At 72.4% G+C, this 21,668-nt stretch carries 23 protein-coding genes; 13 read left to right on the top strand and 10 right to left on the bottom strand.

Annotation, left to right across the window (positions count from 1 at the left end):
- Positions 1-154: 154 nt before the first annotated feature.
- Positions 155-868: a transglycosylase family protein gene (locus ABH937_RS30840; RefSeq protein ID WP_370220144.1), complete on the bottom strand. Its 714-nt coding sequence runs from the start codon at positions 866-868 to the stop codon at positions 155-157.
- Between the two features lie 516 nt (positions 869-1,384).
- On the opposite strand from ABH937_RS30840, the gene ctaD reads away from it, so the two are divergent.
- From ctaD to ABH937_RS30820, 4 genes are all read left to right on the top strand, one after another.
- Positions 1,385-3,070, top strand: coding sequence for a cytochrome c oxidase subunit I (gene ctaD, locus ABH937_RS30835; protein WP_280693623.1), 1,686 nt, complete (start codon positions 1,385-1,387; stop codon positions 3,068-3,070).
- Positions 3,067-3,456, top strand: coding sequence for a cytochrome c oxidase subunit 4 (locus ABH937_RS30830; RefSeq protein WP_280693622.1), 390 nt, complete (start codon positions 3,067-3,069; stop codon positions 3,454-3,456). The genes ctaD and ABH937_RS30830 overlap by 4 nt, the downstream gene beginning before the upstream one ends.
- Positions 3,457-3,460: 4 nt before the next feature.
- Complete coding sequence (locus ABH937_RS30825) at positions 3,461-3,910, top strand: HIT family protein (protein ID WP_280693621.1); 450 nt, start codon at positions 3,461-3,463, stop codon at positions 3,908-3,910.
- A 115-nt stretch (positions 3,911-4,025) separates the two neighbouring features.
- On the top strand, positions 4,026-4,709 hold the full coding sequence (locus ABH937_RS30820) for an NADPH-dependent F420 reductase (RefSeq protein ID WP_370220143.1): 684 nt from the start codon (positions 4,026-4,028) through the stop codon (positions 4,707-4,709).
- Positions 4,710-4,782: 73 nt separating this feature from the next.
- Here ABH937_RS30820 and ABH937_RS30815 read toward each other — a convergent pair whose 3' ends face one another.
- On the bottom strand, positions 4,783-5,364 hold the full coding sequence (locus tag ABH937_RS30815; RefSeq protein WP_370220142.1) for a DJ-1/PfpI family protein: 582 nt from the start codon (positions 5,362-5,364) through the stop codon (positions 4,783-4,785).
- A gap of 145 nt (positions 5,365-5,509) precedes the next feature.
- Between ABH937_RS30815 and ABH937_RS30810 the strand changes: the two genes are divergently transcribed.
- Entirely contained in the window at positions 5,510-6,025 is a 516-nt protein-coding gene (locus ABH937_RS30810; protein WP_370220141.1) for a DUF664 domain-containing protein, read from the top strand.
- Positions 6,026-6,098: 73 nt separating this feature from the next.
- Positions 6,099-7,535 (top strand): APC family permease, encoded by a 1,437-nt coding sequence (locus tag ABH937_RS30805; RefSeq protein WP_370220140.1) that lies wholly within the window; start codon positions 6,099-6,101, stop codon positions 7,533-7,535.
- Between the two features lie 45 nt (positions 7,536-7,580).
- Here ABH937_RS30805 and ABH937_RS30800 read toward each other — a convergent pair whose 3' ends face one another.
- The 3 genes from ABH937_RS30800 to ABH937_RS30790 form a co-directional block, all read right to left on the bottom strand.
- Positions 7,581-8,783, bottom strand: a complete 1,203-nt coding sequence (locus ABH937_RS30800; RefSeq protein WP_280693617.1) for an ROK family transcriptional regulator — start codon at positions 8,781-8,783, stop codon at positions 7,581-7,583.
- A gap of 111 nt (positions 8,784-8,894) precedes the next feature.
- Entirely contained in the window at positions 8,895-9,419 is a 525-nt protein-coding gene (locus ABH937_RS30795) for an SRPBCC family protein (RefSeq protein ID WP_370220139.1), read from the bottom strand.
- On the bottom strand, positions 9,416-9,781 hold the full coding sequence (locus ABH937_RS30790) for a metalloregulator ArsR/SmtB family transcription factor (protein ID WP_280693615.1): 366 nt from the start codon (positions 9,779-9,781) through the stop codon (positions 9,416-9,418). Before ABH937_RS30790 ends, ABH937_RS30795 begins: the two co-directional genes overlap by 4 nt.
- Before the next feature lie 91 nt (positions 9,782-9,872).
- Here ABH937_RS30790 and ABH937_RS30785 point away from each other — a divergent pair, with 91 nt between their 5' ends.
- Together ABH937_RS30785 and ABH937_RS30780 are read left to right on the top strand one after the other, a co-directional pair.
- A complete protein-coding gene (locus tag ABH937_RS30785) occupies positions 9,873-10,616 on the top strand; it encodes a PIG-L deacetylase family protein (protein ID WP_370220138.1) in 744 nt (247 codons plus the stop codon).
- Positions 10,617-10,763: 147 nt separating this feature from the next.
- Entirely contained in the window at positions 10,764-11,048 is a 285-nt protein-coding gene (locus ABH937_RS30780) for a hypothetical protein (RefSeq protein WP_280693613.1), read from the top strand.
- A 43-nt stretch (positions 11,049-11,091) separates the two neighbouring features.
- Here ABH937_RS30780 and ABH937_RS30775 read toward each other — a convergent pair whose 3' ends face one another.
- A complete protein-coding gene (locus tag ABH937_RS30775) occupies positions 11,092-11,709 on the bottom strand; it encodes a helix-turn-helix domain-containing protein (RefSeq protein ID WP_280693612.1) in 618 nt (205 codons plus the stop codon).
- Positions 11,706-13,229 carry an MFS transporter gene (locus tag ABH937_RS30770; RefSeq protein WP_370220137.1) on the bottom strand — a complete coding sequence of 508 codons (1,524 nt, stop codon included), beginning with the start codon at positions 13,227-13,229 and terminating at the stop codon, positions 11,706-11,708. The genes ABH937_RS30775 and ABH937_RS30770 overlap by 4 nt, the downstream gene beginning before the upstream one ends.
- A 214-nt stretch (positions 13,230-13,443) precedes the next feature.
- On the opposite strand from ABH937_RS30770, the gene ABH937_RS30765 reads away from it, so the two are divergent.
- Complete coding sequence (locus ABH937_RS30765; RefSeq protein WP_370220136.1) at positions 13,444-14,139, top strand: DedA family protein; 696 nt, start codon at positions 13,444-13,446, stop codon at positions 14,137-14,139.
- Between the two features lie 85 nt (positions 14,140-14,224).
- On the top strand, positions 14,225-15,391 hold the full coding sequence (locus tag ABH937_RS30760; protein WP_370220135.1) for a DUF5954 family protein: 1,167 nt from the start codon (positions 14,225-14,227) through the stop codon (positions 15,389-15,391).
- Positions 15,392-15,464: 73 nt separating this feature from the next.
- Here ABH937_RS30760 and ABH937_RS30755 read toward each other — a convergent pair whose 3' ends face one another.
- The 3 genes from ABH937_RS30755 to ABH937_RS30745 form a co-directional block, all read right to left on the bottom strand.
- Positions 15,465-15,890 carry a hypothetical protein gene (locus ABH937_RS30755; protein WP_280693608.1) on the bottom strand — a complete coding sequence of 142 codons (426 nt, stop codon included), beginning with the start codon at positions 15,888-15,890 and terminating at the stop codon, positions 15,465-15,467.
- 92 nt (positions 15,891-15,982) lie between these two features.
- Positions 15,983-17,488, bottom strand: a complete 1,506-nt coding sequence (locus ABH937_RS30750; RefSeq protein ID WP_280693607.1) for a DUF2079 domain-containing protein — start codon at positions 17,486-17,488, stop codon at positions 15,983-15,985.
- A gap of 203 nt (positions 17,489-17,691) precedes the next feature.
- Complete coding sequence (locus ABH937_RS30745; protein WP_370220134.1) at positions 17,692-19,005, bottom strand: cytochrome P450; 1,314 nt, start codon at positions 19,003-19,005, stop codon at positions 17,692-17,694.
- Between the two features lie 76 nt (positions 19,006-19,081).
- Between ABH937_RS30745 and ABH937_RS30740 the strand changes: the two genes are divergently transcribed.
- The 3 genes from ABH937_RS30740 (at position 19,082) to ABH937_RS30730 (ending at position 21,406) form a co-directional block, all read left to right on the top strand.
- A complete protein-coding gene (locus ABH937_RS30740; protein ID WP_280693605.1) occupies positions 19,082-19,495 on the top strand; it encodes a PaaI family thioesterase in 414 nt (137 codons plus the stop codon).
- Between the two features lie 192 nt (positions 19,496-19,687).
- The gene (locus ABH937_RS30735; protein ID WP_280693604.1) at positions 19,688-19,975 is read left to right on the top strand and encodes a DUF6296 family protein; all 288 of its coding nucleotides are present in this window, start codon (positions 19,688-19,690) and stop codon (positions 19,973-19,975) included.
- A gap of 216 nt (positions 19,976-20,191) precedes the next feature.
- Positions 20,192-21,406, top strand: a complete 1,215-nt coding sequence (locus ABH937_RS30730) for a glycoside hydrolase family 3 N-terminal domain-containing protein (RefSeq protein ID WP_370220133.1) — start codon at positions 20,192-20,194, stop codon at positions 21,404-21,406.
- The last annotated feature ends 262 nt before the right edge of the window (positions 21,407-21,668 follow it).

Genomic DNA, 21,668 nt, shown 5'->3' with positions numbered 1-21,668 from the left:
CGCGTCGGGCCGGCCGCTCCGCCGCTCCCCGGTGCTCCCCAGGGGCCGTGGCGTGCCTCTGAACTGACGAACAGTCACGTGTGAGTACGCAAGCTGCCCCCTGTCCCGCGCGGGACGGGGGGCAGCTTGCGTGACGGGTGGTCCGAGCGTCAGATCAGAGGCTCAGGACCTGGCCCGGCAGGATGACGTCCGGGTTGGTGCCGATGGTCTGGGCGTTGGCGGCGTACAGCTTGGCCACGGTGGTGCCGTGCGAGGCCGCGATGGCGCTCAGCGTGTCACCGCTCTTGACGGTGTAACCGCCGGCGGCAACCGGGGCCTGCTTCTGGACCGGCGCCGACTGCACCGGAGCGGACTGCTTCGGGGCGGCCTGCTGCTTCGGCGTCGCCTGCTGCACCGGGGCGGCCTGCTGCGGCGCCGGGGCCGCGGTCGCCGTCGAGCCGGTGGTGGCGTCGACCTGCGCCGCCGGGCCACCCGCCGTCAGCCCGGCCTTCACCGAGCACACCGGCCAAGCGCCCGGACCCTGGTCCGCCAGCACCTTCTCCGCCACCGCGATCTGCTGCGCCGGCGTCGCCTGGGCGGCGGAGGCCGCGTACTGGGTACCGCCGTACGCGGCCCAGGTGCTCGGCGTGAACTGCAGACCGCCGGAGAACCCGTTGCCCGAGTCGATCGACCAGTTCCCGGTGCTCTCGCACTGCGCCACCGCGTTCCACGTCGACGTCGACGCCGCCGAGGCCGCGTTCGCCGTCACGAGACCCGCCACCGGCAGGACGGCGATCGCCCCACCCAGCACCGCCAGCCGCACTCGCGAGCGCTTGCCGGCCTTCTTGGCAGTAGTGGTGGTGGCGGTGTTCTCGTTACGGAAAGTCAAAGGATCTCCCTCATCGCTGGTCTCCGGGCAACCGCGCGCACGGAACCACACCCCACGAACCAACCGAGGACGGTTCCCGCACGACCCGCCCCGGCCCGGGAAACCCACGGGCCCCGGGGCGGTCCCGGGTGGCGCTCACTGCGCCGAGAACGAAGCTACGCACCCCCCGCGCCCCGATCAACCACATCGAAACATCCCAGGTCACGCCCCATTACCCCTGGGAACCAAGCCACCAATCCACCCCAAACCACCGGAATCCAGGTAAATCGACCCTGCCACCTTCGCCTGAAAGTGGCGCACGCCACCCCGGATCGACCACCCAGGGCGATCAGCTCGACACCCCTGGTCAGAAAACGGCCCCCTTGTGGCCCCCGGCACACCCCTGCCCGCCGTCCGAGCTAACCGCGCCGTCCCGCTGGCGCTGCGCCACCTCGCGGCGCCGCCGCCGGGACCAGCATGGTCCCGACCCGCCGAGCCCTCGGCCCCACCAAGCGCCCCAAGCCCCCAGGAGGCCGGATGACCGTCGTGGAGGAGCCGGAGCGGCAACTCGCCCCCGGCACCGCGACCCGCCTGCGCCACGGCAGCACCGTCCTGCGCTGGCTGAGCACCACCGACCACAAGGAGATCGGCAGCCTCTACCTGACCACCTCCTTCGGCTTCTTCCTGGTCGGCGGCGTGTTCGCGATGGTGATGCGCGCGGAACTGGCCCGCCCGGGCGAGCAGTTCGTCACCAGCGCCCAGTACAACCAGCTCTTCACCATGCACGGCACGATCATGCTGCTGCTCTTCGCGACCCCGACCTTCACCGGCTTCGCCAACTGGATCATGCCGTTGCAGATCGGCTCGCCGGACGTGGCCTTCCCGCGGCTGAACGCTTTCACCTACTGGGTCTTCCTGTTCGGCGGGCTGATCGTGCTCAGCGGCTTCTTCACCGCCGACGGCGCCGCCGCGTTCGGCTGGTTCGCCTACGCCCCGCTGAACAGCGTGGTCCACTCCCCCGGCACCGGCGGCGACCTGTGGATCGCGGGGCTGGCGGTGGCGGGTCTCAGCACGATCCTCGGCTCGGTCAACTTCATCACCACCATCGCCTGCCTCCGGGCGCCGGGGATGACCCTGTTCCGGATGCCGATCTTCACCTGGAACGTGCTACTCACCTCGATCCTGGCGCTCTTCGCCTTCCCGGTGCTGACCGCCGCCCTGCTGGTGCTGCTCTCGGACCGGCGGCTGGGCTCGCAGGTCTTCGACGCCACCAGCGGTGGTGCGCTGCTCTGGCAGCACCTGTTCTGGTTCTTCGGGCACCCGGAGGTGTACATCGTCGCGCTGCCGTTCTTCGGGATCATCAGCGAGATCCTGCCGGTGTTCAGCCGGAAGCCGATCTTCGGCTATCTCGGGCTGGTCGCGGCGACCATCACGATCGCGGGGCTCTCGGCGGTGGTCTGGGCGCACCACATGTTCGTCACCGGACAGGTGCTGCTGCCGTTCTTCTCGCTCACCTCCTTCCTGATCGCGGTGCCGACCGGGGTGAAGATGTTCAACTGGGTCGGCACCCTGTGGCGGGGCTCGCTCTCCTTCGAGACCCCGATGCTCTGGGCGATCGGCTTCCTGGTCACCTTCCTCTTCGGCGGCCTCAGCGGGGTGATGCTCGCGGCGCCGCCGATCGACTTCCACGTGTCCGACTCGTACTTCGTCGTGGCTCACATGCACTACGTGCTCTTCGGCACGGTGGTCTTCGCGACCTTCGGCGGCTTCTACTTCTGGTGGCCCAAGTTCACCGGGCGGCAGCTGGACGAGCGGCTCGGCCGGCTCCACTTCGGCCTGCTCTTCGTCGGGTTCCAGACCACCTTCCTGGTCCAGCACTGGCTGGGCGCCGAGGGCATGCCACGCCGGATCGCCGACTACCTGCCGTCCGACGGCTTCACCACCCTGAACACGATCTCCAGCGCCGGCGCCTTCCTGCTGGGGCTGTCCACGCTGCCGTTCCTCTTCAACGTCTGGCACACCGCGAAGTACGGGCGCCGGGTCGAGTCGGACGACCCCTGGGGCTGGGGCCGCTCGCTGGAGTGGGCCACCTCCTGCCCGCCGCCCCGGCACAACTTCCACGCGCTGCCCCGGATCCGCTCGGACAGCCCGGCCTTCGACCTGCACCACCCGGGCAGCACCAGCGAGGACACCGACATGCTCACCAGGGAGCCCCGGCCATGAGGTTCGAGGCCTACCTGTTCGCCGGCATCGCCCTCTTCTTCGGCGTGATCGGCGGCATCTACGACTGGCTCGCGCACGAGCCGGCCGGCAAGGGCACGCTCGCGTTCGCCTTCCTGATGTCCGCGCTGATCGCCGTCTTCTTCTTCGTCCAGTCGGTGCGCCACGGCCCCCGCGCGCAGGACCGCCGCGAGGTCGAAGTGGCCGAGACCTCCGGACCGCTCGACTTCTTCCCGCCGCAGAGCTGGTACCCGCCGCTGCTGGCCGCCGGCGCGGGCGTGTCGGCGCTCGGCCTGGTCTTCGGCGTCTGGCTGCTGCTGATCGGCGCGGGGATCACGGCCGCCGGCGTCGGCGGGTTCGTCTTCCAGTACGTCAACCGGGGCGGCTGAACCGATGGACTGCAGCTTCTGCGCCCTGATCGCGGACCCGGCGGCGCCGATCCACCAGGCCTTCCGGGACGACGTCGCGCTGGCCTTCCTGGACCACCGGCCGCTCTTCCCCGGCCACCTGCTGGTACTGCCGGTGCGGCACGTCGCCACGCTCACCGACCTGCCGCCCGAGCTGGTCGGCCCGTTCTTCGGCCGGGTCCGGCTGCTGACCGAGGCCGTCGAGCGGGCGACGGCGGCCAAGGGCTCGTTCGTCGCGATGAACAACCGGGTCAGCCAGTCGGTGCCGCATCTCCACGTGCACGTGGTGCCGCGCAACCCGAAGGACGGGCTGCGCGGTTTCTTCTGGCCGCGCCACCGCTACCGCGACGAGGCCGAGGCGCGGCGGATCGCCGAGCGGATCGCGCGGTGCTCGGCCGAGTTGCTGCGCAGCGGCTCGGCCGACCCGGACGCCTGATCCGTACGGCCGACCCGCTTGACTGAACCGCTCTACTGAACCGCTCGGCTGATCCGTACGGGTGATATGACGCTGCGTCAGGAATACCGTCGCCCGCCCCGGCACTGTCACCATCATGGCTACTCTTGGACTGATCGGCAGTGGACACATCGGCGGCACCCTGGCCCGGCTCGCGGTCAACGCGGGCCTGGACGTGGTGCTCAGCAACTCACGCGGGCCCGAGACCCTCGCCGGCCTGGTGGCCGAACTGGGCCCGCGGGCCCGCGCCGCGACTCCGGCGCAGGCGGCCGAGGCGGGTGACTGGCTGGTGGTGACGATTCCGCTGAAGAACTCCTTCCAGCTGTCCGCCGCCCCGCTCGCCGGCCGCCTCGTGCTCGACACCGGCAACTACTACCCCGAGCGTGACGGGCACTTCCCCCGACTCGACTCCGGCGAGACCACCAGCAGCGAGCTGGTCCAGGAGCACCTGGCCGACTCCCAGGTGGTCAAGGTCTTCAACAACATCTACTCCGGCCACCTGCTGGCGCTGGCCCGTCCCGCCGGCGCCCCCGACCGCTCGGCGCTGCCGATCGCGGGCGATGACGCCACGGCCAAGGAGCGGACCACCGCCCTGCTCGACGCCCTCGGCTACCTCGCGGTGGACGCGGGGCCGCTCTCCGCCGGCTGGCGGTTCCAGCCCGGCACCCCGGCCTACGGCCTGCCCTACCTCAAGGACCAGAGCTCCCGCCTCGACCTGGACCCGGGCCACCCCGCCGACATCGCCACCGTCAAGGAGGCCCTCACCGCCGCCACCCGATAGCCCGCCAACCACTCAGTCGGCCCCGCCGGTGCTGCGCGACAGCCGGCCGCACCGGCGGCGACTCCCCACCCGCTCACCTGCCCCAGGGCCCCAGCCTGCCGCGCAGCCTGGCGCACTCGTTGACCAGCGCGTCGGTGAAGAGCGGCAGGTCGGCGCTCTTCCGACTGGTGATCAGCGGGCCCTGGCCCGCCTGGCAGGTCCGCACCTGCTCGTTCACCCAGGCCGCGCCCGCGTTCTCCAGGTCGGTGCGCAGGGTGGGCCATGAGGTCAGCGTCCGCCCGCGCACCGCGCCTGCCTCGATCAGCAGCCAGGGCGCGTGGCCGATCGCCGCCACCGGCCTGCCCGCCGTGCAGAACGCCCGGACGAACTCCACCGCGGCGGGCTCCAGCCGCAGCCGGTCCACACCGACCACCCCGCCCGGCAGCACCAGGGCGGCATAGTCGGCCGCGTCGCTCTCCTCGATCACCGCGCCCACCTCGAAGGTGTCCGCCCGGTCCAGCTCCCGGTAGGCGAGCACCCAGCCGGGCCGGGTGGCGAGCAGCCGCGGTGTGCCGCCCGCCTCCAGCACCGCCTGCCACGCGCCGGCGAGCTCCCGCTGCTCGACGCCCTCGGCGGCGGCCAGAAACGCGACCGTCAGTCCCCGCAGAGTGATCACCGGCCCGACACCTCCTCGCCCCGCTCCCTGCCATCCTCCTCCCGTTACCCGCGAGCGTGACACGCGGACTCACCCGGTCGGCCCCGATCGACCACGGGCGCGACGGGGGATGCCTGCTGCACCAAGCACGGCGAAAGGAATCGAGATGGAGAGCGCGGACCTGTTGGCCGATGCCTTCGACCGGGTCAAGGAGGCCGTCCACGAGGCGGTCCAGGGCCTGGGCCCGAAGCAGCTGACGGCCAGGCTGGACCCGGATGCGAACTCGGTGGCCTGGCTGATCTGGCATCTGACCCGGGTTCAGGACGACCATCTGGCCGAGCTGATGGACGTCGAGCAGGTCTGGACGGCGGACGCCTGGCGGGAGAAGTTCGACCTGCCGTTCGCGCCGGAGGTGATCGGCTACGGCCAGAGCTCCGCCCAGGTGGCCCAGGTCCAGGTGACCTCCCGCCGGCTGCTGACCGGCTACTACGACGCCGTGCACCGCCGAAGCCTGGGCTTCGTCCGTACCGTGACCGCCAAGGAACTGGACCAGGTGGTGGACGAGCGCTGGACGCCACCGGTGACGCTCGCGGTACGGCTGGTGAGCGTGATCGCGGAGGATCTGCAGCACGCGGGGCAGGCGGCCTTCATTCGTGGCGTCCTGCTCCGTCGCAGCTCTTGACTGCTCTAGTTAGGAAACTTAACTTATGGACACCCATCCCCCGCGTGCACCGCCCTGATCCCTGGAGTCCCCCGTGTCCGCGACACTCAGCAGACGGATAGGCCTGTTCCAGGCCATCGCCATCAATATGAGCCAGATGTGCGGGATCGGTCCCTTCGTGACGATCCCGCTGATGGTCGCCGCGTTCGGCGGCCCGCAGGCGATCATCGGCTGGCTGGCCGGCGCGGTCCTGGCGCTGGTCGACGGCCTGGTCTGGGCCGAGCTCGGCGCCTCGCTGCCCGGCTCCGGCGGCAGCTACGTCTACCTGCGTGAAGCGTTCCAGTACCGGACGGGCCGGCTGATGCCGTTCCTCTTTGTCTGGACCGCGATGCTCTTCATACCGCTGATCATGTCCACCGGGGTGGTCGGCTTCGTCCAGTACCTCGCCTACCTGTGGCCGCACATGACCAAGCCCCAGGGCGACCTGGTGGGCCTGGCGATGATCGTGCTGGTCACCCTGCTGCTCTGGCGCCGGGTGGAGCGGATCGCCAAGCTCGCCACGGTCATGTGGGGCGTCATGCTGGCCGCCGTCGGCGCGGTGCTGCTCGCCTCCTACACCCACTTCTCGCCGTCCCGCGCCTTCACCTGGCCCGCGCACGCGGTGGACCTGACGCACGGTCACTTCTGGCTCGGCTTCGCCGCCGGTCTGACCATCGGCATCTACGACTACCTCGGTTACAACACCACCGCCTACCTCGGTGCCGAGATCAGGAACCCGGGACGGGTGATGCCGCGCTCGATCATCTACTCGATCGTCGGCATCATGGTGATCTACCTGCTGCTGCAGATCGGCGTGCTCGGCGCGCTCGACTGGCACCAGATGCTCGACCCGAACTCGATCGCCTCCACCTCGGTCGCCTCCGCGGTACTGCAGGCCACCTGGGGCAAGTCCGCCGCCGACGTGGTCACCGTGCTGATCCTGGTCACCGCCTTCGCCTCGGTGCTGACCGGCCTGCTCGGCGGCTCCCGGGTGCCGTACGACGCGGCCCGCGACGGGGTGTTCTTCCGCTCGTACTCCCGGCTGCACCGCAAGCACGAGTTCCCGACCCTGGGTCTGCTCACCATGGGCGTGGTCACCGCGATCGGCTTCCTGATCGGCCGGCACACCGACCTGAACACGCTGATCAACCTGCTCACCACGGTGATGGTGATCGTCCAGGCCTTCGCCCAGGTGCTCGCGGTCACCGTGCTGCGCAAGCGTCAGCCCGACCTGCGGCGGCCGTACACGATGTGGCGCTACCCGCTGCCCAGCCTGGTCGCGGCCCTCGGCTGGGTGGTGATCTACGGCTACGCCGACCGCAACGCGCCCGGCTACCACCCGATCGAGTGGTCGCTGGCCTGGGTCGCGGCGGGCGGGGCGGCGTTCGCGCTCTGGTCCCGGTTCGAGCGGATCTGGCCGTTCGGGCCCAAGGAGATCCGCGAGGAGTTCCGCAACGCCGACGTCGAGTCGGAGCTGCCCGTGGGCGCCTGACCCAGAGCCTCGGGACGAGCCCGTCACGAGACCCGTCGAAGGGCCCTACCCCACCGCCGCCGTCCGCCGCTCGAAGACCTCCGCGCGGGCGCCCAGCAGGGCGGTGGCCAGCGCGCCGCGCAGCACCGCCTCATCCCCCAGCAGGCTCGCCGCCAGGCGCGGCCGCAGCGGGCTGAGGCGGTGCAACTCCTCCTCCAGCGGGTCGATCAGCAGGTCGGCCCCGTTGCCCAGACCGCCGCCGAGCACCACCAGGTCCGGATCGAGCACGGCGGCCACCACCGCGACCGCGTAGGCGAGTTGCCGGGCCTCGCGGAGCACGGCGGCGCGCGCGGCCGGATCGCCGGCGCGGGCCGCCTCGAAGACCCGCTTGGCGGTCAGGCTCCCGCCCAGGCCCAGTTCCCGTGCCGAGCGCACCACCGACTCGGCCGCGGCCGTGCCCTCCAGGGTCTGCCGCCCGCCCATCAGCGGCAGCAGCCCTATCTCTCCGGCCGCGCCGCTGGCGCCCGGCTGCAACTCGCCGCCGACCACCACACCCATGCCCAGGCCGGTGCCGATCAGCAGGTAGACGAAGACCTTGCTGCCCGCGCCCGCGCCGTCGGCGTACTCGCCGAGCGCGGCGAGATTGGCGTCGTTGTGCAGGCTGATCCTGGTCTCCAACCCCGCCGCCAGCCGCTCGAAGAGCCCGCGCCGGCCCCAGCCCGGCAGGTTGCCGGCGTAGTGGACCCGGCGCTGCGACTCGTCCCAGACGCCCGGCGAGCCGATCGCCGCGTGCACCACGTCACCCGGGCGCAGGCCGGCCTGCTCGGTGGCCTCGCGCGCGGCGGCCACCACCGCGTCCGCCACGGCGTTGGCGCTGCGGCCGCGGTTGGGCACGTCGCGGCGGGCCAGGATCCGGCCGTTCAGGTCCGCCACCGCCACCCGCAGCCGGGCCCGCCCGATGTCCACCCCGAGCACGTGGCCGGCCTGCGGATCGGGCTCGTAGAGCACCGCGATCCGGCCGCGCTCGGGCGCCAGCAGCCCCGCCTCGCGGGCCAGCCCGGCGCGCTCCAGCATCGCCAGCGCGGCCGAGACGGTGGGCTTGGACAGCCCGGTGTCCCTGGCCAGTTGGGCCCGCGACAGCGGGCCCGCGGAGCGCAACCGCTCCAGCAGCAGCCACTCGTTGTTGCTGCGCAGCCGCTGCCGGTTCCAGGGCTGCGCCGCCTGCGGCCCACCCTGCGAACCGGCACCCGTCGCCGGGCGGGTGCTCATCGATGCCTCCGGGCCGTTGCCGTGCTCTCGTCGTTCTGCCGCAGCCACTCTATGCAACCCGCCTGACCAGCCGGGAGACCCGGTCTGACGCGCGCTCCGGCCGACGGGGCGTCAGCTCGGCCGGTACTCCTCGGGCACACCGATGGCGGCTGCCTCGGGCCCGAGCGCCGCGACGTACCCGGCGTGCAGCGCGGCCCACCCGGGGCCCGGCGGCCGGTCGTCCACGGCCCCCGCCAGCTGCCGCGCCAGCAGGTCCAGGCACTGGTGCCAGCCCGCCCCGTCGCGGGCCGCCTTCCCGCGCTCGTCCAGGGTGTCGAGCAGCACCAGGGTGCTGCCGCCGGCCCGTTCGGTCAGCTCCAGGCGGATCACGTCGGTGCCCCATTCGAACTCCAGTACCGCGGGCGGGGTGTACGCGAGCACCGTGCCGTGGAAGGCGGGTGCCCGGTCCAGCGGATCGGTGAAGGTCAGCGTGGCGCCGACCGCCCAGTCGCCGGTGATCCGCTGCGGGAACCAGGCCGCCAGTTGCTCGGGCTCGGTGAGCGCCCGCCAGACCCGCTCCGGTGGGTGCGCGAGGTCGCGGCTGAACCGCAGCCGCCAGCGGTCGCCGGCCGGTTCCAGGGTTCCGAGGTCGGTCATGGCATGCTCCCGTTCTCCGTCCGCGGCCCAGCGCGTCGCCGTTCGACCGCGGGATCGTCGTCCATCGCGTCCAGTTGACGTTCGAGCCGGTCCAGGCTCTCGCTCCAGAGCTCCCGGTACGGCGCCAGCCACTGCTCCAGCTCGCGCAGCGGTTCGGCCCGCAGCCGGTAGAGCCGGCGCTGCTCGGCCACCCGCACCTCGACCAGGCCGGCCTCGCGCAGCACCCGCAGGTGCTTGGAGACCGCCGGTTGGCTGGCCGCCAGGGCCTGCGCCAGTTCGCCGACCGACCACTCGCCGCCGCGCACCAGCTCGAGTATCCGGCGGCGGCGCGGCTCGGCGAGCACCTCGAAGAGCGACGTCACGACGTCAGCATGCCTCTCCAGTTATATGCTCGTCAAGGCATACGATGGCCGTGCACAACTCACCGCACCCTGACCGGCTGGGAGTCGCACCGTGACCGACGAGAACCTCACCCCGCTGGCGCCGCTCGACGAGGACTGGGAGCGCGCCCTGGCCGTGGTGGCCCACCCCGACGACATGGAGTACGGCGCGGCGGCCGCCGTGGCCCGCTGGACGGGGCAGGGCAAGACCGTCGTCTACGCCATGGTCACCAGCGGCGAGGCCGGCATCGACTCGATCGACCCGGCGCAGTGCGGGCCGCTGCGCGAGGCGGAGCAGCTCGCCTCGGCCGCGCTGGTCGGCGTGGACACCGTGGAGTTCCTGCGCCACCCCGACGGCACGGTCGAGTACGGGCTGCCGCTCCGTCGCGACCTGGCCCGGCTGGTGCGCCGGCACCGCCCGGAGATCGTGATCACCACCAACTTCCGGGAGACCTACGGCGGGGTCGTCCCGAACCAGGCCGACCACATCGCCGCCGGGCGGGCCACCCTGGACGCGGTGCGGGACGCGGGCAACCGCTGGGTCTTCCGTGAACTGACCGCCGAGGGCCACCAGCCGTGGGACGGCGTGCGCCAGGTCTGGGCTGCCGGTTCTCCACAATCCGGGCACGGCGTGGACACCACCGACGCCTTCGAGGCCGGGGTAGCCTCTCTGGAGGCCCACGCGGCCTACCTGGCGGGCCTGGGTGGACAGATGGCGGACGCCCGCGGCTTCCTGGAGTCGATGGGCCGGGCCACCGGCACCCGGCTCGGGTCCCGGTTCGCCGCCGCCTTCGAAGTGATCGATCTGCATTTCTGAGGTCACTTCCGAGTCGGGGCCCGGCAGCGCGGGCAGGCTGCTGTGGCTAGGATGTGACTGGTTGTCAGATCGCGAGGGCGGCACCGGCTGCCACCCTCGGCGCAGCGCGCGATCCCCCGCGCTATCCCCCGGAGTGGAGAGAACGCAATGGCTGAGGAAGCGGCTTGCTGGGCGGCCTGGACCACCAAGAACGTGCGCTCGGGTCCGGGCGGTGTGCTCACCGCGGAGGGCGCCAAGCTCACCGGTGACCTGAGCGTGCACACCACCTGGACGGGCACCGAGGCGATCCTCACCGTCCAGTACACGGACGCCCTGGACTGGTTCACCCTGCAGGGCAGCCCGAAGACGGTGACCGACGAGCTGATGGCCCGCGACCTGCACCAGGCCGCGGTCAACGCCGTAAAGGCCGGCGGCGGCGCGGCCCTCGACTGAGACCGACCGGCGATCGGGGGCCAGCCCTAGTCCCGGCGCCCCGTCAGTTCGCCGGGCTGGCCGCCGCCAGCAGCTCGCGCAGCAGCGGCTGCAGCTGCTCCGTCGGCACCGCGGCCAGTTCGGCGAAGGCGCCGCTGGAGCGGGCCAGCACCACCCCGGCGAAGGCGGCCGCCGCCAACTCGGCCCGCAGCCGCGGCCGGTCCGCGCCCTCCTCGGCGAACCGGTCCTGCAGTGGCCGCACCAGCCGCTCGTCGAGGTAGTCACGGGCGGCCTGCTGGACCTCGCTGCTGTCGCCCGGCAGCACCGCGGCCTGGAAGGACGGCCCCGGGCCGCGCCGGTCGAAGCGCTCCAGCAGGATCCGCAGCCGGTCGTTGTCTAGCAGGTCGGCCGGGGTGGCGTCGCCCAGTTCGAGCCGCACGGCGGCCAGGTACAGCTGCGTCTTGCCCCCGAAGTAGCGGGCGATCAGCGCCGGGTCGACACCCGCGCGCTCGCCGATCTCCCGGGTGGTGGTGCGCTCGAACCCGCGGTCGGCGAACAGCTCCACGGCAGCCTCGATCAGCAGTTCGCGGCTGCGGGCGGCGTCCCGGCGGCGAGCGGGCGCGGGCCCCGCCCCGGCGGCCGACGGCCCGTCAGCGGTCGCGCCGGCGGCGGCCGCGGTCACCGCTCGGTCCGGGCCTGGACGACGGGCACCTCGTCCTCACCGGGCGCGATATCGGCGATGCTCTCGTCCACCATCAGCTCCTCGTCCACCGTGGCGCGGTCCACCGCCACGGCGCCGCGCCGTGGCAGCACGATGGTAACCACCCCGGCCACCACCCACACCGCACAACTGATCAGCGCGGCGAACCGGTAGCCGTCATTGGTGGGCAGCAACTGCCCGGGGGCGGTGTGGGCCTGCAGCACCGCGCCGCAGAGCGCACTGCCGGTGGAGTAGCCGACGTAACGCAGCACCTGGTTGAAACTGACGGCACTGCCGACTTCCCGGGCGGGCACCGAGCTGACGATCAGTCCGGGCATCACCGCGAACGTGCAGCCGACGCCGAGCCCGGCGATGCCCATCACCACCAGCAGCTCCCAGAGCTGACCGCGGGCGAAGAGGAAGAAGAGCACCGAGACCAGCGAGACCGCGCAGCCCAACGGCAGCACCAGCGCGGTGGAGGTGCGCCTGGCCAGCACCGGGACCACCTTGCTGGAGAGCACGCTGACCGCCGAGAACGGAAGCAGCACCAGGCCCGCGACCACCACCGACTCGCCGAGGCCGTAGCCGGTGGCGGTCGGGGTCTGCACGTAGCGGATCACCAGCGACATCAGCAGGTACATCCCGACGCCGGCGACCAGCCCCGCCACGTCGGCAGTCAGCACCACCCGGTGGGTCAGCGTGCGCAGCTCCACCAACGGGTGCTCGGTGCGCAGCTCGTGCCAGATCCAGCAGGCGAGCAGCAGCACCGCGCCCGCCGCCACCGCCCAGAGCCGGCCACTGGCCCAGCCCCAGTTCTCGCCTTCGCTGAGCACCAGCAGCAGTCCGGTCAGCGCCAGTCCGAGCAGCACGGCGCCCAGCGCGTCCAGCGGACGGGCGGTGCGGTGCGTGGTGGGGGGCAGCACCAGGGCGGCGAGCAGCAGGGCGAGGCCGCTGATCACGGCACCGAACCAGAAGCCGGCGTGGATGCCGAAGGACTCGGCGATCAGGCCGGTGAGCGGGTAGCCGAGGCCGACGCCCGCCACGGCGGTGATCGAGAGCAGCGCGACCGCCGAGCGCGAGCGGTCGGCGGGCAGGCTGTCACGGGCGGTGGCGATGGCGAGCGGGGTCAGGCCGAGTCCGATGCCCTGCAGCCCGCGCCCGACCACCAGCCAGCCGAAGCCCAGCGGCAGCGCGGCCAGCACGCTGCCGAGCACCACCACGGCGGCGGCGCCCAGGGTCACCGAGCGCCGCCGCGGTCCGTCGCCCAGGCGGCCGAGCACCGGGGTGGCGACGGCGCCGACCAGCATGGTGATGGTCAGCGACCACTGCGCGTCGGCGAGCGAGACGTGGTCGATGGTGGCGATGGTCGGGACCAGCGGCGCGCCGAGGCTGCTGATCACGGCCACCACCATGCCGAGAAAGACCAGCACCGGCACGAGTGCCCGCTGACGGAGCAGCGGCATGGCCGGTGGGGTCGGCGAAGTCGTGGTGAACGTCGCCATGGACGCGCCCTCCTGTAAGTCATCAACTGATGTCATCCGATGATGACATAATCGTCGAGGCGCGAGAAGCCCCGGGCGAGCAGCCCGTATCAAGGCCCGGTGGCCGGAACCGGTCGCTGACCGGAAACCAGGTGCACTGGACCGGAACAGACCGTCCGTTTCGCGCGTTGCGGCTGGAGGGGATCGGGGCGATCGGGAGAGAGCAGGCGCGGCGATGGGCTCGTTGACCACCATGGTCCAGGCCGCCGGCGTCTGGGCGTACGCCCTGGTCTTCGTCCTCACCGCCGCCGAGACCAGTGCCTTCATCGGCGTGGTGCTGCCCAGCGAGACGCTGATCCTGTTCGCCGCCGCGCTGGCCGCACACGGCATGCTCGCCGCGCTGCCGCTGGCCGCTGTCGTGATCGCCGGGGGCGTCGTCGGCGACAGCATCGGCTACCTGCTCGGCCGCCAGCTGGGCCCCCGGGTCGCCGCCAAGCGCCGCTCCCGCCTGCTGCGTCCCGGCGGCCGGGTCGCCCGCGCGGGCGGCTACCTGCGCGAGCACGGCGGACCCGCGGTGTTCACCGGGCGCTTCATCGGGTTCGTCCGCTCCTTCGTCCCGTTCGCGGCCGGCGCCGCGCGGATGCCCTACCGCCGTTTCCTCGGCTTCAGCGCGGCCGCCTCGCTCGCCTGGGGGTTGGGCAATGTCGCGCTCGGCTACTTCGTCGGCGCCTCGGCCGAGCACCTGCCGCGCTCCGTCGACCTGGCCGGCGCGGCCGTGCTCGCCGGAGCGGTCGGCGCGGCCCTGCTCGCGCTGCGGGTGCGCCGTCGTCGGCGGGCCGCGGCGGAGCAGCCGGTCCGCCTGCCGCCGGCACCGCGCGGCGAGGAGTCCCCGGCACTGACGCCCGCGTACCACACCGGCTCCGCCGAGTAGCGGATCACGGCCCAGGGACCCACTTTCGACTGAACCGCTTTCCGGCGGACCGCAACGGCCGACCGGCCGCCGCCATGCTGTCGCCATGACGGAAGACGCAGAGCACGTCCCCGCCTACCGGACCATCCGGATGTCGCCGCCGGACGCCCCCGTGGCTGTCCTGGCCGACCTGGAAGCCTGGCGGGCCAGGGATCCGTACCCGGAGTTGCGCGGCGCCGACGGGCCCGCGTTCGGCATCGCGCGCGAGCGGGAGGAGGGCGGCTGGCGGCTCGAACCGCACTTCGGCAACCCCGACCCGCAGGACGCCCGGGACTCCATGGCGGCCGTCTTCCGCCGCCAGGCACAGGAGGCCGAGGAGCCCGGCGACGAGGAGCGGCGCCAGGCCTTGCTCACCGCGGCGGAGCGGCTGGACTGGGAAGTGATCGACGAGCTGACGGTGCACGGCACCCGCTACCGGGTGGTGCGGTGCGAGCGGTTCATCCGGACCGGTCCGGACGGCCCCGAGCCGCCACGCCCCACCGACCCCGATCCCTCCCCGGCGGGCCTGTCGCACAAGGAGCGCGACCCGGCCGACGGTTTCGTGCTCGACCCGGTCTCGGTCACCGGGCTCTCCGAGGGAATCCTGAAGTTCGAACTGCTCGGCCTGGTCCACCCGGTGGACCCGGTCGACCGGGACGTGCAGGAGGACGGCATCCGGGCCGCGCACACCCATCCCGGCGGGGTGCTGCTGCCGGCCGTCTTCATGGTCGCCGAACGGACCACCTTCGGCTGGCAGCCGAGCCTGCCGGCGGTCGCCACGTCACCCCAGGACGCGCGCGACTCGATCGCCTTCGGGCTGCGCGTGGTGGACCCGGTGCGGCGCCGGCTCGACCGGGCCCAGCGCGAGGAGTACGCGCGAGCCGCCCAGTGGCTCGACGACAACCGGACGAACGATCTGGAGGTCGCCGGACGCCACCTTCGGGTGGTCCGGGTCGAGCGGCTGGTCCGGATCGGCCCGGACGGCCCCGAGGGCCCGCGCCCCTCGGACCGCAGCCTGCAGCCGCCGTTCAGGGTGCACGACCAGCAGCTGCGCGCCAAGGGCCTGATCCCCGAGGACGAGGACGAGAACACCCCGATCGTGCTCAGCCCGGCCGCCGAGGAGATGCACCAGCTGATGGTCAAGGAGCAGGAACGCCGGGCCGCGCTGGCCGCCAAGGAGCAGCGGCGCAGGAGCGGCAAGAAGAAGCCGAAGCGGGGCGGCGGCCGCAGGTAGCCCCCGGCCACCACGACGCCTGCCCCCGGCGCGGTGGCCGGGGGCAGGCGGCTGAGGGCGGATCAGGGGTGGGTCAGGAGGTACGGCGGACGTACGGCTCCCAGATCACCTTGATCGACCGCGTCTGCTGCGCGGGGCCGGGGCGGTGCTGCACCGCCACGCCGAAGGGCGGGGCGCCGGAGCGCCGTGGGGCGTTCGGCTGGGCGGTGATCGCGGTCCACGCGTTCGGGCAGGCCACCGGGGTGCTGTTGTCGGCTGTGGCGAAGTCGCAGGTGGTGCCGTAGATCACGCCGTTGGTGTCGCTCCCCTCCACGAAGATGTGGTTGCCCATGTCCGCGATGGTCACCCCGCAGGCGGGGGCGGCGCCGGCGGGGAACGCCTGGGTGGTCGTCCAGGCGACGCCGGTCGTCGGGCTGCTCGTCTTCGCGCTGCCGAGGTCGATGTGGCCACTCTTGACCGCAGCGGTGTAGAGGATCGAGCCGTGGATGACGTTGGACAAGTCCGCGCACGGTCCGGCGGCACCGGTGTTGCCCGTCGCACCGGTGTTGCCCGTCGCACCGGTATTACCGGTCGCGCCCGTGTTCGAGCCGTTCAGCCGGTCCGGGTGAGCAGCACGTAGCCGTCCTCGTCGGCGACGTCGCGGTACCCGTGCGCGCGGTGCCAGTTGAGCCGGTTCTGCTCGATCTCGGTGGTCAGCGGCCAGCGCTTGTTCCACGGTGTCCAGGTGTCCACCAGGATCCACTGCGGGTCGGGCCGGCTGGGTTCCCAGCCGAAGAGGGCGACGGTGGTGCGGTTGGTGAGCTGGGGCACCAGCAGGGTGGAGGCCTGGACCGTGGCGCCGTCCGGGATGCGGTCCATCAGCCGGTGGGCGACGGCGAGCCGGGGGTCGGTCCGCCAGGTGGCCGGCTGGACCAGTTGCCAGAAGGGGAACTGCGGCACCAGCAGCAGGCAGACCGCCGCCGCGCCCAGCAGGTATCGCCGCACGCTGCCCTCCTGCGCGCGCCGGGCCGCCAGCGCCTCGACGAAGGCGGCGAAGACGATCGGCATCAGCACCAGCGAGTAGTGGTAAGCGGTGCCCCAGTGGACCGAGTTGGTCGAGACGAACCGCCATACCAGCGTCGGCACCGCGACCCACACCAGCGAGGAACGCAACGCCAGGAAGAGCGTGGGGGCCAGCACCAGCACCAGCGTCGTCGCCTTGGCCTCGGGGGTGACCAACCCGACCGTGCCCTTGTACAGCAGGCCCGCCAGCACGGTGCCCGCGCTCGCGCCGTCGCCCGACCCGCCGCCTGAGCCGCCGCCCGGGCCGCCGAGGTACGACCAGTAGGCGAAGTCCCCGCTCGGGTTGAAGGCCGGCAGGACCACCAGGACGGCCAGCAGCGACCCGGCCGCACCGGCCGCGGCCGTGCCGAGCCCCAGCCTCCGGCTCCCCCGCCGGGCGATCACCAGACCGATGGCCGCCACCGTGAGCCCGAGGTCCTCCTTCACGAGCAGCAGCGGCAGCGCCCAGTACGCGGCGGCGCGCAGCCTGCCGTCGCCGAGCGCGGCCAGCGAGAGGGCCAGCAGCGGGACGGCGAAGGCCACCTCGTGGAAGTCGAAACCGATCGCGCTGGCGACCCCCCAGGACAGGCCGTAGCAGGTGGCGATCACCGCGGCGGGCCCCGAGCCCAGCGCGCGCCGGGCCCAGAAGGTCAGCGGCAGCATGCCGGCGGTGACCAGCGCGGCCTGCACCACGAGCAGCGTCACCGGGGTGCGCCAGACCCAGTAGAACGGGGCCACCAAGGCCAGCACGGGCGAGAAGTGGTCCCCCAGCACGGGGAAGCCGGGCGCCTTCAGCTCGGAGACCGGCAGGTGCCCGTCCGCGTAGGAGCGGACCACCTGTTCGAAAATGCCCAGGTCATAGCTGTTGGAGAGGATCCGCTGATGGATCCGCACGGACAGCGTCGCGTAGACGATGAAGAACGCTCCCGCCAGGCCCCAGACCCACCACGCGCTGCCCACGCTGGGCGGCAGCAGGTACGGCTGCGGCACCCGCCTTTCGGGGCCGGACTGCTGCGGTGGGCGCCTGGTGGTGCTGCCGGTGGGGGGTGCCTGCATGTCCACACCTTCCGGAAGTCGCTCTCGAAGCCGATGCCGATGCCGATGCATCACGGGCGATGCATCAGGCCGATGCCGATCACGATGGCAGCAACGGTCCGGCCCCTCTGGGGGAAGAGAATTTTCGGCAGCGCAGAATCAACCGAATGGCCGCAGAATCCGCTGCGGGTGCGGGTCTGTCGGTGATGCGCCAGGGTCAGTGGTCAGCGGTCCTGCCGCCACTGGATCGGCAGTTGCTTGAGCCCGTTCTGGAAGTTCGATACGAGGCGGGTGGGTGAGGCGCCGGGGACCGCTTCCAGGCCGGGCAACTCGGCGATGACCCGCTGAAGCATCGCCCTCAGCTGGATTCGAGCCAGTTGCGCCCCGATACAGAAATGCGGGCCATAGCCGAAACTGACATGGTCGTTCGGCGTTCGCGTGATGTCGAAACGGTCGGGGACCGGAAAAACGGTCTCGTCGCGATTCGCGGCCGCGTGGTGGACGACCACCTTCTCACCGCGCCGGATCCGCACACCCGCCAGCTCGAGGTCCCGGGTGGCGGTGCGCCGAAAATGCAGCACCGGCGGCCAGAACCGCAGCATCTCCTCGACCGCCGAGCCGATCAACTCGGGTCGCTCCACCAGCAGTCGGTACTGAGCTGGGTGGCTGAGCAGCGTGTACAGACCGCCCGGCAAGGAATTGCGTACCGTCTCGTTTCCGGCGACCGCGAAGAGGAAGAACGCGGTCTCGAACTCCTCCGTACTCAGTCCGCCGTCCCTCATCCGGGCGAGCACGCTGCCGGGACGGGGTCGTTCGGCCAGCGCGTGGGCGTAGGCGAACATGTCGGCCAGGGCGGCGCGCGAGCGCGGGTTGACGGGCCTGCCGTCCGGCGTGCTCGGGGCGGTGCTGGGGCGACGGGCGAGCGCGGCGCGGCCGAGGGCGGTCAGCCGACCCGGATCGGCCGTGCTGGAGTGGGCGTAGTCGGCGTCCTGGTAGCCGATCACCCGGTTCGCCCAGTCCACCAGCAACTGCCGGTCCTGCTCCGGAACGCCCATGATCCCGGCCAGCGTCCGCGCCGGCAGGTCCGCCGCCAACTGCACGAAGTCCGCCGCACCGTGCTCCCGGACCGAGCCCACCAGTTCGGCCGCATGACGCTCGACGGCGCTGGCCAACTCGCCCAGCGCACGCGGCGTGAAAGCCCCCGCGGCGATGCGGCGCAGCCGGGAATGGTCCGGTGGATCCTGGTTGAGCATCATCGTGCGGGCGAACTCCAGCTCTGCCGGGGAGTCCGGGTCCCGGAGCTGGGTCGCGCCCAGGTGTGAGGAGAACAACTCCGGCGTGCGCAGCACGTGTTTGACATCGGCATGCCGCAGCACCGCCCAGTACCCGGGCCCGGCGGGCCAGTTGCCCACTCGGGGCTCCTCGACCCAGCAGACCGGCGCCGCCGCGCGCAACTGCGCGAACAGCTCGTACGGCACCCCCTCGGCATAGGTCTCGGGCAGGTAGATCCGATTCACCCGCGCCTGATCGAGGATCACAACGACCGACCGTACGACAGAAGCGACGGGCTGTCAGCTCCTGGTCGCGAGGCGGCCGTTCCTGGAGACTGGCGCCATGCCTCTCACCTGTGCCGAAGCGGACCAGATCCTCGCCGACAACTTCGCGCCCTGGGTACGGGCGCTCCGGCTCCAGGTGGTCGAGACCGGCGAGCGCTCGGCGCTGCTGCGGCTGCCCTGGTCGCCCGAGCTGGCCCGGGAGGGCGGCGGGCTGTCCGGGCAGGCGCTGATGGCGGCGGCGGACACCGCGACCGTGATCGCGCTGTCGGCGGCGCTCGGCGGCTTCGGCCCGATGACCACGATCCAGCAGTCGACCAGCTTCCAGCGCGCCGTCGTCGGGGCGGACGTCCTGGTGGCGGCCCGGGTGACCAAGCTGGGCCGCCGCCTCGCCTTCACCGAGGTCGTTCTGACCGCCGAGGGCGAGCAGGAGCCGGCCGCCCAGGCGAGCACGGTCTACGCCTTTCCCGGCTAGCGATCCGATTCGCCGCGCCGACCTCGGTGTGGCCACGACGAAATCGACCGTATTTTGTTGTGATGATCTGATCTGCGGCGTAGTGGCCATGCCAAAATGGGATTGAACGGCGGATTGTTGGGCAGACGCTGAGGGATCGGCCCGGACGGCGGTCCGGGCCACCCGGTTCGCCGGTCTTGAGGAGGTCCGATCGTGGAACCCGTCCAGCGCTATGCAGTCTCCCTGCCAGGCCAGGCCGGTCGGCACGGGCCCACCACCGTGGTCGTGGTGCACTGGACACCGAGGACCACGGCCGGTCATGCCGTCTATACCGACAGCTCCGGGGATTTCGAGGTCACCATCGACGCAGGCGGCGTGGCCAGCCTGCTCGATGCCGACGCGGGGCACCAGCACCAGTGCCTGCACGCGGTACCGCTGCCACAGGCCCGCTCCTCTGCGGTCTCGCCCTTCCGGGAGGCCTGGGGCGGCCCGGTGAGCTGACCTGGGTGCAACGGGATGACGGTGGGTCCCGGAGCGTGTTCGCTCCGGGACCCACCGTCATCGGCGCCCTGGCGGGCCGCCGCCGCACTGACGGCCCGCCGGTCGGTGCGCTCGGGTGGCCCGACACGAAGACGTTTGTCCGGCCTTGCGCGCCTTGTCCGCTCTGGTGAGCGATGCTCGAACAGACGAGTCGGCCCACCCGAAGGACATCACGTCATGGAACCACCCCGCCGCTGGCTGCTCGGCACGCTCGCGCTGCTGCTGAGCGGCTGCGCCCCGGCCGCGCCGCCGCGCGCGACGGCGGCCGGACCCTCCGCCGCCTCCGCCGGGTCACCCTCCGCCACCAAGCCGTCCCCCGCCGGGTCGCCCTCCGCCGCACCCTCGCTCGCCCCGCCCGCCTCGCTGACCTCGACCGCCGCACCCACCCTGACCTCCGATCAGCTGGCCGGCCAACGCGTCGTCTATTCCTACCCCGGTCCCACCGTGCCGGAGTCGCTGCTCACCGCCGTGCGCTCCGGGCGGGCCGCCGGGGTGATCTTCTTCGAGTCCAACACCGCCGACCCCGAGGCGTTCCACAGCTCGGTCGAGGCGTTGCGCCAAGCGCAGCAGCAGAGCCCGATCCGGCTGCCGCTGCTGCTGATGACCGATCAGGAGGGCGGCCGGATCCGACGGTTGCCCGGGGCGCCGGAGCTGTCGGCACGCGCCGTCGGCCAGTCGGCGGAGCCGCTGGCGGCCGCGCGCGCGGCCGGCACCGCCGCCGCCCGGAACCTCGCCGCCGCCGGCCTGAACGTCAACCTCGCCCCGGTACTGGACGTCTACGCCCAGGACGGCGACTTCATCGACGCCACCCAGCGCTCCTACAGCCATGACCCGACGGCCGTGGCCGCGCTCGGCGCCGCCTTCATCAGTGCCCAGCGGCAGGCCGGGGTGGCCGCGACCGCCAAGCACTTCCCGGGCCTGGGCACCGCACCCGCCGGCGCCGACACGGACAGCGGGCCGGCCACCCTGGCCGCCTCGCGGACCCGGCTGGCCGAGGCCGACGAGACCCCCTACCCCGCCGCGATCGCCGCCGGGGTCGACCTGGTGATGGTCTCCTGGGCCGTCTACCCCGCGCTCGACCCGGACCACCCGGCCGGCCTGTCACCGACCGTGGTCGGCGGCGAACTGCGCGACCGCCTCGGCTTCCACGGCGTGACCGTCACCGACGCCCTCGAAGCCGGCGCCCTGCACCCCTACGGCACCACCGGCCGACGGGCCGTCTCCGCCGCCCTGGCGGGCATGGACCTGCTGCTCTGCTCCGCCCAGAACCCCACCCAGGGCCAGGACGCCACCACCGCCCTCGCCGACGCCCTCACCACCGGCCGCCTGGACCGGGCCGACTTCACCGCAGCCATCACCCGGATCACCAACCTGCGCGCGGGCCTGCACTAGGGCCTGTACGGCGGATCTTTTCGGATGAGCCCGCGGCGTTGGGCGCCCGGCTGGGCGTGCGCCCGAGTCGTCCTCGTACTGGACGTACTTGGGCGATTCGGGCGTGCGTCCAGCCGGGATGCCCGGCGTCGCGGGCCCGGAAAGATCCGCCGTACAGGCCCTAGCGCCGCGTCAGGCAACCTTTGCCCGTCAAGGAGCGGCGCCCGGGCGAACGAAGGGGGTTTGACGACAGGACCAAGGGTCCGCTCCCCCACCGCCGGAA

The organism is Kitasatospora sp. GAS1066B (assembly GCF_041262605.1).
Taxonomy (GTDB): domain Bacteria; phylum Actinomycetota; class Actinomycetes; order Streptomycetales; family Streptomycetaceae; genus Kitasatospora.
This window is presented reverse-complemented; position numbering and strand designations above follow the sequence as displayed.